This is a genomic window from Flavobacterium sp. GT3P67, from assembly GCF_004349155.1.
Lineage (GTDB): Bacteria > Bacteroidota > Bacteroidia > Flavobacteriales > Flavobacteriaceae > Flavobacterium > Flavobacterium ranwuense.
Window position 1 is genome coordinate 47,909 of sequence record NZ_SMLF01000009.1, and the last position, 17,850, is coordinate 65,758.

The 17,850-nt window shown below is 34.9% G+C and carries 11 protein-coding genes and 1 pseudogene; 5 read left to right on the forward strand and 7 right to left on the reverse strand.

Going from position 1 to position 17,850, the window contains the following annotated elements; genetic code table 11:
• Positions 1–15 precede the first annotated feature (15 nt).
• Complete coding sequence (locus E0H99_RS14005; RefSeq protein WP_131996816.1) at positions 16–804, reverse strand: sulfite exporter TauE/SafE family protein; 789 nt, start codon at positions 802–804, stop codon at positions 16–18.
• 364 nt (positions 805–1,168) lie between these two features.
• Between E0H99_RS14005 and E0H99_RS14010 the strand changes: the two genes are divergently transcribed.
• The 3 genes from E0H99_RS14010 (at position 1,169) to E0H99_RS14020 (ending at position 4,072) form a co-directional block, all read left to right on the forward strand.
• A complete protein-coding gene (locus E0H99_RS14010; protein ID WP_131996819.1) occupies positions 1,169–1,480 on the forward strand; it encodes a rhodanese-like domain-containing protein in 312 nt (103 codons plus the stop codon).
• A gap of 66 nt (positions 1,481–1,546) precedes the next feature.
• Complete coding sequence (locus E0H99_RS14015; RefSeq protein ID WP_131996822.1) at positions 1,547–3,127, forward strand: NADP-dependent glyceraldehyde-3-phosphate dehydrogenase; 1,581 nt, start codon at positions 1,547–1,549, stop codon at positions 3,125–3,127.
• A gap of 225 nt (positions 3,128–3,352) precedes the next feature.
• Positions 3,353–4,072 carry a hypothetical protein gene (locus E0H99_RS14020; RefSeq protein ID WP_131996825.1) on the forward strand — a complete coding sequence of 240 codons (720 nt, stop codon included), beginning with the start codon at positions 3,353–3,355 and terminating at the stop codon, positions 4,070–4,072.
• 1,011 nt (positions 4,073–5,083) lie between these two features.
• On the opposite strand, the gene katG is transcribed toward E0H99_RS14020, so the two are convergent.
• A complete protein-coding gene (katG, locus tag E0H99_RS14025; RefSeq protein WP_131996828.1) occupies positions 5,084–7,333 on the reverse strand; it encodes a catalase/peroxidase HPI in 2,250 nt (749 codons plus the stop codon).
• 421 nt (positions 7,334–7,754) lie between these two features.
• Between katG and E0H99_RS14030 the strand changes: the two genes are divergently transcribed.
• Positions 7,755–9,098 (forward strand): S41 family peptidase, encoded by a 1,344-nt coding sequence (locus E0H99_RS14030; protein ID WP_165930304.1) that lies wholly within the window; start codon positions 7,755–7,757, stop codon positions 9,096–9,098.
• 532 nt (positions 9,099–9,630) lie between these two features.
• Here E0H99_RS14030 and E0H99_RS14035 read toward each other — a convergent pair.
• The 5 genes and pseudogenes from E0H99_RS14035 to E0H99_RS14055 all read right to left on the reverse strand — a co-directional run bounded on the left by E0H99_RS14035 (position 9,631) and on the right by E0H99_RS14055 (position 16,265).
• Positions 9,631–10,476, reverse strand: a complete 846-nt coding sequence (locus E0H99_RS14035) for an EamA family transporter (RefSeq protein ID WP_131996834.1) — start codon at positions 10,474–10,476, stop codon at positions 9,631–9,633.
• 307 nt (positions 10,477–10,783) lie between these two features.
• Positions 10,784–12,712 (reverse strand): annotated as a pseudogene (locus E0H99_RS14040) (glucosamine-6-phosphate deaminase).
• Between the two features lie 35 nt (positions 12,713–12,747).
• Complete coding sequence (locus E0H99_RS14045) at positions 12,748–14,133, reverse strand: sugar MFS transporter (protein ID WP_240723488.1); 1,386 nt, start codon at positions 14,131–14,133, stop codon at positions 12,748–12,750.
• 153 nt (positions 14,134–14,286) lie between these two features.
• Complete coding sequence (locus tag E0H99_RS14050; RefSeq protein ID WP_131996837.1) at positions 14,287–15,162, reverse strand: sugar phosphate nucleotidyltransferase; 876 nt, start codon at positions 15,160–15,162, stop codon at positions 14,287–14,289.
• Positions 15,163–15,164: 2 nt separating this feature from the next.
• Entirely contained in the window at positions 15,165–16,265 is a 1,101-nt protein-coding gene (locus tag E0H99_RS14055; RefSeq protein ID WP_131996840.1) for a mevalonate kinase, read from the reverse strand.
• Between the two features lie 311 nt (positions 16,266–16,576).
• On the opposite strand from E0H99_RS14055, the gene E0H99_RS14060 reads away from it, so the two are divergent.
• The gene (locus E0H99_RS14060) at positions 16,577–17,617 is read left to right on the forward strand and encodes a substrate-binding domain-containing protein (RefSeq protein ID WP_131996843.1); all 1,041 of its coding nucleotides are present in this window, start codon (positions 16,577–16,579) and stop codon (positions 17,615–17,617) included.
• The last annotated feature ends 233 nt before the right edge of the window (positions 17,618–17,850 follow it).

The window sequence follows — 17,850 nt, forward strand, 5'->3', positions numbered from 1 at the left end:
GTTACATTCCATTTTTTAATTCAAGAAAAATTCTTTGATAATAATATAAATTCCCATTACTAATAGAAACCAACCAAAGATTGGTTTTAGTTTAGCCCCGTCTATTTTTTTTGAAAGCTTGATGCCAATAATCATTCCTATAAAAGCCATACTCGAAATCATCAGTAAAAACGAATAGTCTATAGGTGTACCAATATATAAATCACCACAAAAACCAATACTAGAGTTTATAAAGATAATCAATAATGAGGTGCCAACGGCTTGTTTCATTGGTAAATTAGCAAAAAATAATAATGCAGGTATGATTAAAAACCCTCCTCCGGCACCTAAAAACCCAGTGACAATTCCAACTAAAAATCCAATTAGTCCAAGCTGTGTATAATTTGTTTTTGGTGGATTCGTTACCGTTTTTGTTTTGCGTATCATAGATATTGCGGCTGCTATCATGAGTAATGAAAAAACAATCATTATCAGGAAATTTTTTGATACTTGGTAGGAAGCAATGGAGAAAATTGTTGCCGCAATTTTTGGGAAAATGACTTCTCGAATTATCAGTATAGAAAAAACCGAGGGAATGGCAAAGTATAATGCTGATTTAATTTTAAGATTTCCCATTTTATAGTGACTGATACATCCAAATAAAGCCGTAATTCCCACTATAAACAGAGAATAACTGGTAGCATTTTCTGGGTCTATTTTAAAGAGATAAACCAGAATAGGAATAGTAAGAATCGATCCACCGCCTCCAATTAATCCTAATGATAGTCCAATAATAATTGAAGCAAAATAACCTAAATATTCCATTTTAAATTTTTTTGAAGCACCATTTCTGTAATTAATTCATTAGGTAATGAATAAAAAAATTTCTTTATGGTATCGAGCATTTTAGTCTTTTTTCTATAGTTTGGATGGTAAAAGTAGTCTAAAAAACTCAAAAAAGTGGGGATGATTTTTGGACTAAAAAAAAATACAAGTACTTGATTGATTGAATATTGTTTACTTATTTCCTATGGATTTAATAGACTTATTTCATAAAAATAAGCACTAATTTTATAGTTTATTGATAGTTAATGTTTTGCGAAAACGTTTTCTTATGAATATTATCCAATTAACAATTCAGGCGTTTATTGTTAGCTAAAATCTTTGTATTTTTACAAAAAACATCACTATGAATTTAACACAAGAAGATTGGGTTTCTCAATTTGAAACTGACGAAAACGCAGTAATTTTAGACGTGAGAACCGAAGCCGAATTTAACGAAGGGATTATAGCCAATGCCATTAATATTGACATTCACTTGGGACAAGGTTTTATAACTGAAATTGAAGCGTTAGACAAAACAAAAAACTATTATGTGTATTGCCGTTCCGGAATGCGAAGTGCAAAAGCCTGCGAAATAATGAATGAGCTGGGTTTTGAAAATGCGTATAACTTAGTTGGAGGCATTATGGATTGGGATGGAGAAGTAGTTGAACCATAATAAACAAAGAGGCTTATGCCTCTTTGTTTATTTAAAATTTAAATTAAAAACATAATATACTTTAGTATGAATGTAATACCAGAAGAATTTAAGATTACAACATTATTGAATCAAGATACGTATTTAGTTGACGGAGAGTTAAAAAAATGGACGGGTCAGACCACGCCTGTTTTTTCAACGATTTCATCCACTGAAGAATACGGTCCCACTATTTTAGGTTCAATCCCGTTTATGGGAGAAGCCGAAGCGCTGGAAGCGGTAAATGCGGCTAGCGCGGCCTATAATAACGGTCAAGGATTATGGCCAACCATGAAAGTGGCGGATCGCATAAAATGCATGGAAAATTTCGTTACTCAAATGAAAACAACCCGTAAAGAAGTTGTTAAATTATTGATGTGGGAAATTGGAAAATCATTGGGTGATTCTGAAAAAGAATTTGACAGAACCGTAGAATATATCTATGATACTATCGACAGCTTAAAAGAATTAAACAGTCGTAGTGCTCATTTTTCTAAAGTACAAGGGATAAATGCCATGGTTCGTAGAGGACCGCTTGGCGTTGTTCTATGTCTTGGGCCTTATAATTATCCGTTGAATGAGACTTTTTCGTTGCTGATTCCTGCATTGATTATGGGGAATCCGGTAATTTTTAAACCGGCAAAACATGGTGTTTTATTGATTTCACCTTTATTGGAAGCTTTCAGAAACAGTTTTCCAAAAGGAGCTATCAATATTGTGTACGGTCGCGGACGTGAAGTGGCTTCTCCAATAATGAAATCCGGAAAAGTAGATATTTTGGCTTTGATAGGAAACAGTAAATCAGCGATTGCTTTACAAGACCAACATCCTAACAAAAACAGACTGCGTTTGATATTAGGTTTGGAGGCAAAAAATCCTGCGATAATCCTTCCGGATGCCGATTTAGATTTGGCTATCCAAGAATGCATTGCGGGCTCTTTATCGTTCAATGGACAGCGTTGTACGGCTTTGAAAGTCTTGTATGTGCATGAGTCCATTGCTGATGAGTTCAATAAACGTTTTGCTGCCAAAGTTGACGCATTGGTTTTTGGTAATCCGTGGGATGCCTCCGTGTTTCTGACGCCTTTACCAGAAAAAGAAAAACCGGCTTACATTCAGGAATTGATAGATGATGCTACCAGTAAAGGAGCTGCAATAATCAATGAAAAAGGAGGGAAGCATTCGTCTAATTATATTTTTCCGGCAGTTTTATTTCCTATAAACAAAGAAATGCGTGTGTATCACGAAGAGCAGTTTGGTCCAGTTGTGCCTATTATTTCTTTCAAAGACATTCAAGAGCCTTTGAACGATATGGCGGAATCAAATTACGGGCAACAAGTGAGTTTGTTTGGAAAAGACATCAAAACCATTGCGCCGCTTATTGATGCTTTGGTGAATTTAGTGTGTAGAGTAAACTTGAATAGTTCTTGCCAAAGAGGACCGGATGTTTTCCCTTTTACAGGACGAAAAGATTCAGCAGTAGGAACATTGAGTATTCACGATGCCTTGCGCTCGTTCTCGATTAGAACTTTTGTAGCGTCTAAAGACAATGATTATAACAATGCTATTTTGCAGAAATTATTGAGCAGTAAAGAATCTAATTTTATTAATACCGATTTTATTTTGTAATCTTTTTTGATTGAAAAATTTAAGCCGTCTCGTTTTTGCGAGTCGGCTTTTTTTATGGAATTATGGCATGGAATAAACTCTATTTTATGGAGAAATTAAAAATATAAAAGGACTGTCAACACGTATTCTGATATTTGTTTTTAAAGATTAATTAGTTTGTAATAATCTGATTATCAGTATTTATTATTATATTTACGTAATAAAAATAACTTAAAAAATAATAATATGAAAAACATTAAATTTTTTTTGAAACCAGTTTTGATATTAGTTTTTACCGTTGCCTTTTTATCTTGTAAAAACAATAAAACGGAGAAAACAGAACCTGAAGAAGTTATGCCTATAGATACTGCTACCGCTGTTGCTGTATTTGAACCTTTTAAAGTAATTGGAATAAAGCACAAAATAGCGGATTATGAAAAATGGAGAAAGGAATATGATGCGCATGATTCTATGCGAATGGTGTATGGAATCTCACATTATATGGTAGGAAGAGGAATTGACGATGCGAATATGATTATGATAATAGATAAAATTAATGATGTCCAAAAAGCAAAAGAATTTAGTGTGCTTCCCAATCTGAAAGAGACGATGAAAAAAGCCGGGGTTACCGGTAAACCTGAATTTACGTATTATGAGGTAATACGAAATGACGACACACCGATTAATCAGAAAGACCGATTGATGGTGACGCATCGTGTAAAAGATTTTGATGCCTGGCTCAAAGTATACGATGCCGAAGGAACTTCCAAAAGAATGGAAGAAGGATTTATAGACAGAGGAATGGCCAGAAGTATAGACGATCCAAATATGGTGACGCTGGTATTTGCCATTACGGATATGAAAAAAGCAAAAGAAAATATCACCTCCGAAGCAAAGAAAAAACTGATGATGGATGCCGGTGTTGAAGGCGCTCCACAAATGTTCTTTTATAAGATAACGGATTAATTAATACCTTTTAACCCTATAAAAAAAGCCGTCTCGAAAATGAGCCGTCTTTTTTTATAGGGTTTAGTTTGGTGATGAGATTTTTATTCTCAAAAAATTATGTAATGTGTCTAGTCTTTTTAAATATTATAAAATTTTCATTGCTTTACGGGAAACCGTAAAGCAATGAAAATGAAACCATTTAGATTTGTTGATATAGATTAATTATGGTTGATTATCTATACATTAGCAGAAGTCATTTAATGGCACGAAGCCATTCAAATTGGAGGGATTAGTGCCACTTTATGGCTGGTATATTAAGTTATACAAAAAAGATGAGCATGAAGAGAAAAACTAGTGTAAAAATTAACATCAATTTTAACGTAACACAATTATTAAGAAAATTAAAAGTGAATCTAATATTATTCATTTTAGCGTTGGAGCAGGAATGTTTCTTTGGCTGGCAATTATAAGTTTTTTGCATACATTTCTTTTTATAATTTCAAAATATATATTAATCATAGTTTCTGTTGATTCATTGGTGATTTTTTGGATAAATGAGATACTCTATTTGATTTTATTTGCTTTAGTAACTTGGAAAATTTTCAACTGGATTAAAAATAGTAATATTGATAACGCAACGGCAAGACAGATTTTAAAAACATCTATTATCTCTTTAGTAGTAATTCAATTTTTTCAATTAGTAATATCGTATTATCTATTTGATATTTTAGTAGAAAAATATGCAATACAATTAGATAATTATCATGAAGCAACAAGGTCGGGGCACTTACAAATAGTTCAGTCTGCGAGGGAATTTCTTCTTTATATTGTTTTGGGAGTATTAATTTATAGAAAATAACTATAAAAATAACGGTTTCCCAAAAAGTGCGGAATCATCAAGAAAAGTAATCGTAGTAGCTAGAAAAACCTAGCAACTTATAAAGTTTGGTTAATCTGCAAATCAAATTGTAAACCAAAAAAGGTGATCCGTTGCCAGACCACCTTTTTAAACAAATTATAAAATCTAAATTAAACCAAGTCGAAGCGGTCCAGGTTCATCACCTTAGTCCAAGCTGCAATAAAGTCTTTTACAAACTTTTCCTGAGCGTCCGCACAACCATAAACTTCGGCAAGGGCTCTTAACTCTGAGTTCGAACCAAAAATAAGATCGACACGAGTTCCAATCCACTTCAATCCGCCTGCCATACGATCACTTCCTACAAAGGCATCATCAGATTCTGAAACTGCTTTCCATGTTGTACCTAAATCAAGTAGATTCACAAAGAAATCATTGGTAAGCGCCTCTGTACGTTTTGTAAAAACACCGTTTTGCGACTGATCAAAGTTGGTGTTCAATACACGCATACCACCAACAAGAACTGTCATTTCCGGCGTTGACAAAGTTAATAATTGTGCTTTGTCAACCAACATTTCTTCTGCTGAAACAGTATATTTTGTCTTAACATAATTACGGAATCCATCTGCTTGAGGCTCAAGAACTGCGAATGATTCTACATCTGTTTGCTCTTGTGAAGCATCCATACGTCCCGGCGTGAAAGGTACTGATACATAATGTCCTGCAGTTGTAGCTGCTTTTTCAATACCTGCACTACCACCTAAAACGATCAAGTCAGCAATTGAAACTTGTTTACCACCAGACTGAGCACTGTTGAATTCATTTTTGATATTCTCAAGTTTGTTAAGTACTTTCTCAAGTTGAGACGGATTATTCACTTTCCAATCCTTCTGTGGTGCAAGACGAATTCGACCACCGTTTGCACCACCACGTTTGTCAGAGCCACGGAAAGTAGATGCTGATGCCCAAGCTGTAGATACTAATTCTGAAACAGACAATCCTGAAGCAAGAATCTTTGCTTTAAGTGTAGCAATATCTTGGTCATCAATTAATGGATGCGTAACAGCAGGAACTGGGTCTTGCCAAATTAGTTCTTCAGTAGGAACTTCTGGTCCTAAATAGCGCGCTTTTGGCCCCATATCTCTGTGTGTAAGCTTGAACCATGCTCTAGCAAAGGCATCATTGAATTCTGCTGGATTTTCAAAAAAGTGTCTTGAAATTTTCTCGTATATTGGGTCGACTCTTAATGACAAGTCAGTAGTCAGCATAAAAGGTTGGTGGCTTTTTGAAGGGTCGTGTGCATCTGGTACAGTACCGGCACCTGCATCACCTTTCGGTTTCCATTGATGTGCTCCAGCCGGGCTTTTGGTCAATTCCCATTCAAACCCGAATAGGTTTTCAAAGAAATTATTGCTCCATTTTATTGGGGTTGTGGTCCAAGCACCTTCCAGACCGCTGGTAATTGTATCACCGGCATTTCCAGTACCATAGGTGTTTTTCCAACCTATGCCTTGCTCTTCAATAGATGCTCCTGCTGGTTCTGAACCTACGTATTTATTTGGATCAGCAGCACCATGGGTTTTCCCTAATGTATGTCCACCAGCAATAAGCGCAACAGTTTCTTCGTCATTCATCGCCATACGGGCAAAGGTTTCACGAATATCACGGGCTGCTAATAGCGGATCAGGATTACCGTCAGGACCTTCGGGGTTTACATAAATAAGCCCCATTTGTACTGCAGCTAAAGGATTTTCTAAATCACGATCACCTGAGTAGCGGCTATTTGGAGTGTTACTAAGGGCTAACCATTCTTTTTCAGAGCCCCAATAAATATCTTCTTGTGGTTCCCAAACATCGGCACGTCCACCAGCGAAACCAAAGGTTTCAAAACCTGCCGACTCGAGGGCGCAGTTACCCGTTAGAATCATTAAATCAGCCCAAGAAATTTTCTTACCATATTTTTGTTTGATAGGCCATAATAACAAACGAGCCTTGTCCAGATTCGCATTATCTGGCCAGCTGTTCAGTGGCGCAAAACGCTGCGTTCCGAAACCTGCACCACCACGACCATCTGCAATACGATACGTACCTGCACTGTGCCAAGCCATACGAATGAAGAACCCTGCGTAGCTACCGTAATCAGCAGGCCACCAGTCTTGAGATGTGGTAATGACATCCATGACGTCTTTTTTCAAGGCTTCAAAGTCTAGAGACTTGAATTCTTCAGCGTAGTTAAAAGTTTCTCCCATCGGATCGGAAAGAGAGGAGTTTTGGCGCAGAATGGTCAATTTTAATTGATTTGGCCACCAGTCGCGGTTACTAGTCCCGACACCCGCGCTTTGCTTTGGAGCAACTCCACCGGAAAAAGGGCATTTGCTTTCTTCGTTGACGTTGTAGGATGTTGGGTTTGTGTTATTTTCCATAGTATAATTGATTTTTTATTTACTTAAAAGCGAATTTACCAAAAACTATCCCTGTTAAAATTAATTTTTAATAGATAAAAACTATAGTAGTTGCTGTGCATAGGTATGTGCTAAATTTACTAAAAATGTTTAATTAGATAAGTATCAGTGTATCTGTATATTATCCAGCCAGTTTTGAGTTCATAAATTCGAGAGAATCGTATTCCTGTTTTTTGTTGTTTCTGATTTAGGTATAAATTTATGAAATGTAAACTTAAGGCGGTTATTAAAGATTTGAGAATTATTTTAATGAAATATTGGTCTTGTATTTGGAAGTTTAATGATAACTAAAAAATAAATAGTAATTTAGTCGTAAACCTCGAATAGCATCGTGACATTAGCAGTAATGACCGGAGGCATTCCTTTAGATAAAAAGAATTCTATGAAAAACAGCAACCGTTTAACAGTATTAGTTATGCTGACAGGTTTCTTTATATCCTGTCAGGCACAAAAAAATAGAAAACAAGCAGGCACAGAACAAAATCCCGAGCAAAAATTGAACTCAAAAGAAATCAAACTGCTCATCGACAACCTGAGCAATGCTTTGGACAGGTTATATATTTATCCTGATAAAGCGATTCTAATGTCAAAGAGTATAAAACAGAAATTAAAGAACGGTGATTATAATAAAATAGGTTCGCGACAGGAAGTTGGTTTTCAATTGCACAATGATCTTCAGCAAGCTCACAGAGACGGGCATCTTGGACTCAGATACAATCCCCAACTGGCGGCCTACCTTAGTAAGCCGATGTCCGATGATGAGAAACTACAGCAACGTGTACAGGATTTAAACGCTGCACGTGAAAGTAATTTTGCCTTTAAAAAAACAGAGCTATTGTTTGGCAACATAGGATACATAAGATGGGATGAATTCGTGGGGTGTGTAGAAGAGGCTCAGCCCACTTTAAATGCCGCATTTCAATTCGTGAGCAACTGCAAAGCATTGATCATTGATATGCGTTATAACGGAGGGGGATCACCGGAAATGGTGCTTCGAACCCAAAATTATTTTTTCAATCAAAAAACACATATGAATGATATTATTAACCGTTCAAACGATACACTCAAGAGGTATACTGATCCTGCAAAAACGGATTTCAAGCTAAATATGCCTGTTTATATTTTAACCAGCCGACTTACTTTTTCAGGAGCTGAAGATTTCACTTATGGTTTGAAACATGCCAAACGTGCTACCATTGTAGGCGAAACTACCGGCGGAGGAGCGCATCCAACCGGTTCCTATGATATGGGTCAGGGTTTTGTAGCAAATATTCCTATTGCCCGCGCTCCTGTTGAAGCAGATTGGGAGGGAATAGGTGTGTTGCCCGATGTTTCTATACCTTCAGAACAGGCTTTTACAAAAGCAAGGATTTTGATCTCCACAGAACTCTTATCGAGAGCAAAAGACGAAAGAGAAAAAAATATGTTTCAATGGAATTTGAACAATATAAGATCTGAAACGACAAAAATGCCAGATTCTGTAGTTTTAAATTCCTATACAGGCGTGTATGAAGGTGGCTTAGATTTTCATATAAAAGACAATCAATTATTCTGCATGAATGCCGAAAGAGGAAATGTGTTATTTGAGCTTAGATACATTGATAGCAATTTATTTGTGCTCGATGAAAATGTTCAGGTGCACTTTGAAAAAGATGCTACAGGTACTTATACCCATTTGAAAATGCTGTGGAAAAACGGGGCTGTTACAGAAAAGCTCAAGATGTAAACAGATTAGCCATTGCATACTGCTGACAAGAACTATGCGCCATTTGTTGCTTTTTTCAATTCTAGAACTTCTTTATCTTAAAAATATTACGTAATTTTAGAGTACTAAAAATACGAAACCAAAAGTCAGCAGGAACAATTTATCACTATTGTCTTTAAAAATAATTGAATCATCAAAAAGAAAATCAAAATAGCAAAGGAAAACATTCACGAAAGGCTGCATCGGGAACCCTTTATCACACATCCTCGATTGAAGTTTATTCCTAATATTGTGCTCAATTTGATTAGTTGTATCGTCACACTTGTTGTGGTGGGTACATTGTTGTATTTACTGCTGAATTATTTGATAATGAAATTTTACCACTTGGATTAGTAAAAAACAACTTACATTTATATTGATTGCGTACATTTTAACAGGGTATTTTTTGTAAAGAGAGTGGGGCCAATACTATAAATAGAATCCTATTTATCTAAAACTAATTTAGACAAATTGATTTCAGTATGTAATGAACAATATGAAAATATTAATGCTGTTATTTTTTTGAAGTAATTGTTGATCCTGCAGAAGCTATTACCACAAAAACAACAGCCAAAATTTCATTAAAAGTAAGGTATTCATGTAAAAATATAAAAGCACAAATTGATGCAGCAGCAGGTTCTAAACTCATTAAAATACTGAATGTACGTGCAGGAAGTTGTCCTAAGGCTTTCATTTCTAATGTGAAAGGAATCGCGCTGGATAATAGAGCGAGCGCTACACCTAAGCCTAAAAGTTGAGGTGTAAGGTTGCTTAACCCATTTCCTAGAATTCCAAAAGGGACAATTAGTATAGAAGCAAAGAGCATTCCTATGGTAACAGCATCACCACCTTTCATTATTTTTGAAATTTTTCCTCCTAATACGATATAAGCCGCCCAAAGGGCACCAGCCAAAAGAGCAAAAAGTACCCCTAGAATATCTAATCCATTATTTGACCATGGAGCAATCAAAACAATCCCAGCTGCTGCAAGAAGTACCCAGAAAAAATCAATCCTGCGGTTTGAACCAAAAACAGCTACTAATAACGGACCTATGAATTCCAGCGTGACAGCAAGTCCAATTGGGATTCTCTCAATTGAAAGATAAAAAATCAAATTCATTGCACCCAAGGACAAACCGTAAGGAATTACCAATTTCCATTGGTCAGCAGTTATCTTTTTTAGGTTTGGCCTGTAAACTGCCAATAATATCAATGCTGAGATACCAATTCTCAGAGATGCAGTTCCGGCAGCACCAATAGCAGGAAAAAGACCTTTCGCTATAGCTGCTCCAGATTGTACGCTTATTATTGCTAAAAGTACGGCGGGTAAGGGGGGAATGTCGATTAGTTTATGTTTCATATGGAGATTCGGATATGGGTTGCAAAACTACAAAATTTATAATTTAAAAAGATGCCAGATCCTTTAATCTACCAATTGTAAATGATATTGATTTTTAGTTTTTAGCCCAACTTACTGAGATAGAATCATTATAATCCGATAATTATAGAGTTTACTTTTTAATGTAATTATAGAATGTCGATAAGCATGGAATAATTATTATAAATTAATTATGACATTCGAAATAATCATAAAAAAAATCCATTTTACTAATTGTAAAATGGATTCCTATAATTGTGAAGTAGAAAGGACTACAGCCGGACGGCTACTAATATTCCCATCTGACAAAAACCTCCATTGCGGCATAATTAGACAATCCTAATTGTACATATAGTTCTGGTGTTTCTGTATTTCTATTTTCAGCTCTCTGCCAGAATTCTCTAGTATCAGATCCTTGGAATACCACACCGTCTTTCTGGATTGGTATTTAAAGATTCCATGTATTTTGGCTAATACCTGATCAGGACTCATTGGTACAGCCATTTCTACTTCATCAATACTCCATTCCTGCCAAGCGCCTCTATATAACCAAACCCAGCAATCCTTCATGGAATCTTGTGGTTTCAATCGTTTCACTGCTTCAAAAATAGCATCCAAACATACTTTGTGTGTTCCGTGTGGATCTGCTAAATCTCCCGCACCATATATTTGGTGTGGTTTTATTTTTTCAATAAGATCCATTGTCAACTGAATATCTTCTGCACCCAAAGGGTTTTTCTCGATAGCACCCGTTTCGTAGAAAGGAAGTTCCATAAAATGAATTTGCTCATCTGGCAAACCAACGAAATGACTCGTGGCACGCGCTTCCCCTTTTCGGATTAATCCTTTCGTATATCTAACTTCCGGAATATCTATTTCGCTATTCTTTTTATTTTTAAGGAATTCTATCGATTTTTTATAAATATTTTCAGCTTCTAAGCTTTTTATTCCAAATTTCTCGTTGTAATCAATTACAAATCTGGCAAATCGTAACGCCTCATCATCAGCAACCGCAATATTTTCTGAAGTTTGGTAAGCCACATGCACCTCATGTCCTTGTTGTTGCAATCTCATAAAAGTACGTCCCATACTGATGATATCATCATCCGGACGTGGACTAAAAATCAACACTCTTTTTCTTGCAGGCTCTGCTCTTTCCGGTCTGTCGGCATCATCCGCATTGGGTTTTCTTCCAGGCCATGCTGTGATTGTATTCTGTAATTTATTAAATATTTTGATATTGATATCGTAGGCAGGACCTGAATTAGCTAACAAATCGCTCATTCCGTTCTCAATAGAATCAGCATCGGTAAGCCTTAAAATAGGTTTCTTCAAATCCAGTGCCAATCCCAATACTGCTTTTCTGGTTAATCTGTCTGTTCAAACAATTTTCTCAACTAACCCAAGGTCTGTTGATTCTTGTCCGTTTTGAAGACGCTTCTTTGTCTAAAACAATAACCGCATTGTTGTGCTCTTGCAAAAATGAAGCAGGAATTAGATTGGTTACTTCGCCTTCGACAGACTTTTTAATAATATCCGATTTTCCTTCACCCCAAGCCATCAAAATAACTTGTTTGGCTTCCATTATTTTTTAAACTCCCAGCGTGATTGCTGTTCTTGGCGTATTGCTTAATCCTGAAAAATATTTGCTTGCCGCAACTCTGGTAATATGATTTAATGCTACCAATCTTGGTTTGGAATTCTGCAAAGAACTGACTCCTTAAACCTGATATGACCGTTTGCTCCAATTCCAAGAATCTGCAAATCAATTCCATCTAAAGCTTCTATTTTAGTTTCATAAATTAGAACAATAATCCGCAATTTCTTCTTTAGATAAAGTTCCATCTGGAATATGATAATTGGCTGGTAAAATATTTACTTGATCCAACAGCAATTCTTTCATAAACCGCACGTAGCTATTTTTGGAATCCGGTTCCATTGGATAATATTCGTCTAAGTTGAATGTAATTGCATTTTTAAAACTTAGTCCTTCTTCTTTGTGCAAACGAACTAATACAGCATACAATCCTTTTGGCGAAGAACCTGTTGCTAAACCCAATATACAGGATTCGTTGTTTTCTTGTTTTGATTTGATAAGTGTTGCGATTTGTTGTGCAAGAGCTTTAGAGGCGCTAGTTGAATTTTAAAAAACTACTGTGTTAATGTCTTCGAATCTTTTTCCGAAACCTGTTGTTTTATCGATACTACTTTTTAACATTTTCAGTTTATTTTTAATTTATTATCGTATCAACATTATTTTTGTGACCAACTTCTGTATTTATGCCCTTTAAATGCATAAAACAGGATCATAAAGTAAGTAGGTAATAATATCAAATATGCAATTTGATTCCCACTTTTAGCAGTCTCAGCTATACCTTCGGCTTCGTTGGCTATATTAATTGTATCTGCCCAAGAACCATACATTAATGGAAAAATAGCACCTCCTATAATCCCCATAATTAATATGGCACCCGCTATTTTTGTATAGCCACCAAGGTCTTGAAGCGCCATTGGCCATATTGCCGGCCAGCAAAGGGCATTAGCAAGTCCTATTAGAGCCACCAAAATAATTACAAGGGGTAAATTAGGAATTCCTCCGGGTAATTGAATCATAATGGCTGGAGAAATCGTAACAATCAATAACACTAAAATAATTCCTAAAAAGCCTGAAGCTTTCAAAGCAGTAACTTGTGAAACATACTTAGGGATTAAGGTAATTCCCAAAATGTAACCAATTACCATAGCTACCATTGTAAACGAAGTAAGTTTTAGATAAAAATCTCCGTTATCTCCATAAACGCCTAGTTTTTTTCCAAAACCACCTATAGAGTCGCCTGCAATTACTTCGCCAGCTACATATAGCATTAGTGTAATGAAACCAAAAACCAGTTGCGGATATTGGAACGCATTTTTAATTTGTTGAAAAACACTTAAATGTTGCACTTGTCCGTCTTCGTCTAAATCGATTTCCGGTAATGGGGAGAATTTTATCAATACTGCCAAAATCAAGATAATGATTCCAATATAGACGTAAGGAGTTTGCAATTGTAAGGCAAGTGCATCAAGTGCTTTTTCTTTTGCACCAGCATCAAGAAGTGCAATTTTTTCAGCAGTATAGTCTTTCATATTTGAAAGTACCAAAGCAGTTAAGGCAATAGGGGCAATAAATCCAGCGAATTTATTTGCTAAACCCAATACACTAATTCTTGCAGCTGCGCTTTCTCGGGGGCCAATCACAACTACATATGGATTTGCAGCTGTTTGCAAAATTGCTAAGCCTGTACCCATAACAAATAATGCGATTAAAAATAACATAAATGTACGTGCTTCGGCAGCTGGATAAAACGTAAAGGCTCCAATTGCGATTACCACTAATCCTAGTGATAAACCATTTTTGTACCCAACTTTTTCTATCAACCAAGAAGATGGTATTGCCATTACAAAATAAGCAATATAAAAAGCAAAAGCCACAAAATAAGATTGAGACTCTGTTAATTCACAGGCAGTTTTAAAAAATGGAATTAACGGCCCATTTAGCCAAGTTACAAATCCGAAAATAAAAAATAATGCGGTTAAAATAACCATTGGAATTAAGGCGCTTCCTTGATTCTTATTTATGGTACTTTCGATTTTTGACATGTTATTTGTTTTTTAGTAATAGTTAAATTTTGCTTGCAACTTTATTTAGTGTGAGTACTTCTACAATCTAGTTTGGTTTAATTACTAGAAAAAAAGTTGAGAAGTACTTTTACTGATTTTTACATTTTATTTTTTAAGATTGATTTTAGATTATTATGCATTCCAATCCAATTGTGGATAGTGTTTTTTCAAATATTCTTTAACTTCTGCAATATCTTCTTTTGCCGTTAAGTCAGGAACATGTTCTGAAAAAGGAATTCCCAAAGCAGTATTTCCATCCTTTTTTAACGAGTTTAAAAGTACCGTAGGCAACTCTTTTTCATCTCTTTCTGGATTAACAGGACAATTTTTAAGGTAAGGATATAAAATTGCGCCATCAAATTTAAAAGCATTCATACTTACTCTTAATATTCCTTCAGCATCTTTATAGCTGTCTAAAACATCAGCCGTTGGCTTTTCAAGAATATCCAAAAGACAATTGTTTTCGTCCAATTTAGCAATAGCAAAACGAGAAATTCGCTCTAAAGGAAACTCTAATGCATCCCGATTATAGCTTATAAAAGCATTTGGACTTGCTGTTTCTCTAAGCGCATATAAAGCCTTTGCTGAATATAAATTATCACTATTGCAAACGGAATAATACAGCGTATTCAATTCTGGATATTGCTCCACAGCCTGAAATAATGCATCGGCAGTACCAAATGGCTTAACTCTTCCTTCTGGAATATATTGAACTGCAAAAGAAATATTTAAACCATGAAAATCATTGTTCTTATCATCGCTTCCGTAAAATTCTTTAAATAAATCTCCCTGTTCCCCAATAATGATGTATATGTTTTTATACCCTGCTTTTTTAGCATTTAATAAAAGGTAATCTAATAAAGGCCTTCCGTTTGGACCAACACCAATTAATCCTTTACTTCTTTCATTGGCTTGCGCAATTTCTTCTTCGCTTAAATTATCTAATGAAACTTGTTTTTTCATTCTGGAAGAAGCACCACCAGCTAAAATAATTAGATTGTCATGCATAATTAATTCTTTAAAATTTTAATGTTTTCTAATATTCTCACTCCAGGATCAACGGTTACAGTATACGCTTCTACTGCACCTGCTGCGAGTATTGCTGCTACTACAGGAGCTTCATTTCCCGGTTCAGCCATTACTACAATGCTGCCGCCGCCGCCTGAACCAACTATTTTAGCACCATAGGCACCAGCTTTTAATGCGGCATTAATCATAGCATCAATTTTAGGTACCGTTATTTTTAATAAATCTCTTAAAACAGCGTGATGTTGATTCATTAAAGCACCAATCTTTTTTAAATCTGGAGTTGGTTTTTCAAATTCTTTTAAAGCCTTTTTCGTATAATGGTAATTTTTGATGGCGGCTTCAAAATAAGGAATTAGTCGGTCCGGTAAATAATTATGATATGTATCTAAATCTTCTATTTCTGACGTATTTAAATCAAAATCTTTAAAATTTTGTTTTATCATATCTATTGCTATCAAGGCATTTCCTTTTAATTCTCCAATCAAACCAATTGTTTCTTTGGGTACTCCGGAAACGCCGGTAATTAGCCCTTTTAATTCGGTACCTATAATGGTATATGAAAATGGATCTTTGGTATTGATGTGAACAATATTACCCACTCCTATACTGTAATGATCCATCATTCCGCCTGGCTCTCCATGCTCTAAAACTTCGGAAGCATATCCCATTTTTGCTATGAATTCAGGTGTAACTTCCTCATCGACTCCAAAAGCGGTAATCAAAAAATTAATCCAAGCCAATAGTAAAGCCGATGAACTTGAGGTTCCTGAATTGATAGGAATATCTCCTTTTATGGTAATATCGTATCCTACATTTGGAATGCATCCATGTCTTCTCAAAACTCTTAAGGAAGACGCAAAATAATCACGAGGTGCTAATTCCGAAAATGTGGCGTGGATATCAATGACCCTGACTTCATTAATATCTTCCATATTTAATCTAAAAACTTCAGTGTCATTTTGCACTGCAGTTAATTTTATGTTTCTATTAATCGCACATGCAATTACCGGTAAACCTAAATAATCTTGATGATCTCCAAAGAGACACGTTCGTCCCGGTGCTAATGATGTAATTTCTTTCACTTCTTATAGGTGTTAAAGCATTGTAATACTGATGGTTATTATATTTTTTGTTTGTACTTCTAACGGTTTTCTTAGTTTTGACTTTACGAAACTATAGATTAAATTCTAATAAACCAAGTAAAAAATAAAAAATGTGCTCGAACACATATTAAAAATATTATCGAGTACATTTTTAAATTAAATATAAAAGGCATTATTAAAAATAGAGTAGTGGTTCAAAATAAAAGGATGTCATTCATCAACTCAATTCTCTTTTGTTAATTAAGTCTTACAAAATGAAATAAACCAAAGTTTTTATATATTTGTCCATTATGGATAAAAAATATACAATAAAAGATATTGCTAAATTAGCTGGCGTTTCAAAAGGTACTGTTGACAGAGTCTTGCATAAAAGAGGAAAAGTGTCACCATTAGCTCTGGAAAAAGTAAACGAAGTTTTAAAAGTAATAGACTACGAACCAAATCTTATTGCCAGAAATTTAAAAAACAATAAAATTTATCGTATTTGTATTGTGCTTCCCGATCCTAAAATTGATCCATACTGGTTACCGTGTCTAAATGGTATTGATGATGCCAGACAAGAGTTTAAAGCCTATAATTTAGTTATAGAGACTTTTTATTTTAATCCGGAAAAAAAGAAATCTTTTTTAAAAACCAATGAAACCGTACTAGGATTATCTCCTGATGCCGTTTTATTAGCGCCTTTATTTCATAAGGAGACTGTAGATGTTATCGAAGAATACCATTCATTAAACATCATTGTGAATACTTTCAATAACCAAGTTGAATCCAGTTTTGTACAATGTTTTGTAGGTCAGGATTTGTTTAGAAGCGGTCGAATTGCAGCAAAATTATTGGATTCGATTACTGATAAAGGTCAAATTGCTATTGTTCATATAGATGAAACCTACAAAAATGCAATTCACATGCAGGAAAAGGAAAGAGGTTTTAGAAATTATTTTGAAGAAAAAGAAAATTCAGAATATACTATCACAACTCTAAAATTAAAAAATCCAAATGTTGAAATTAGTTTCAATAATTTTCTGAATGAAAATCCAGATGTGTCAGGAATATTTATTACTACCTCTAAAGCGTATCAAATTGCTAAAATAATTAGTGCGTTTAAACATAAAAAAATTAGAGTTGTTGGATATGATTTGGTTGATGAAAATGTTTCTTATTTGAATCAAGGAGTCATAGATTTTATGATTCATCAAAATCAGAAAAGACAAGCGTATCTGGGAATAACCTCTTTAGTGGAATATTTCCTTTTTCATAAAGAAATTCCGGAAATGATTCTTTTACCTATTGACATTGTAAATGCTGAAAATGCGGAGTATTATATTGAATAGCGCCATTCTATTCTTTTAAAACAAAAAACCCGAAGGAAGAAGCAATATGAAAATTAGGTATTTCAGTATTCGGGTTTACCCAAGTGATCCAGTTAGGTTCAAAACATCTATTTTGTCTCTTTGTATATTTTGCTCTAAAAACACCGGTTTCTATTTGTATTGTTTTGAATTAGATTAAAACTTTTTAAAGATTCAACGCTAATAGATCCTTCAACTGTGAATGAATTAGTATT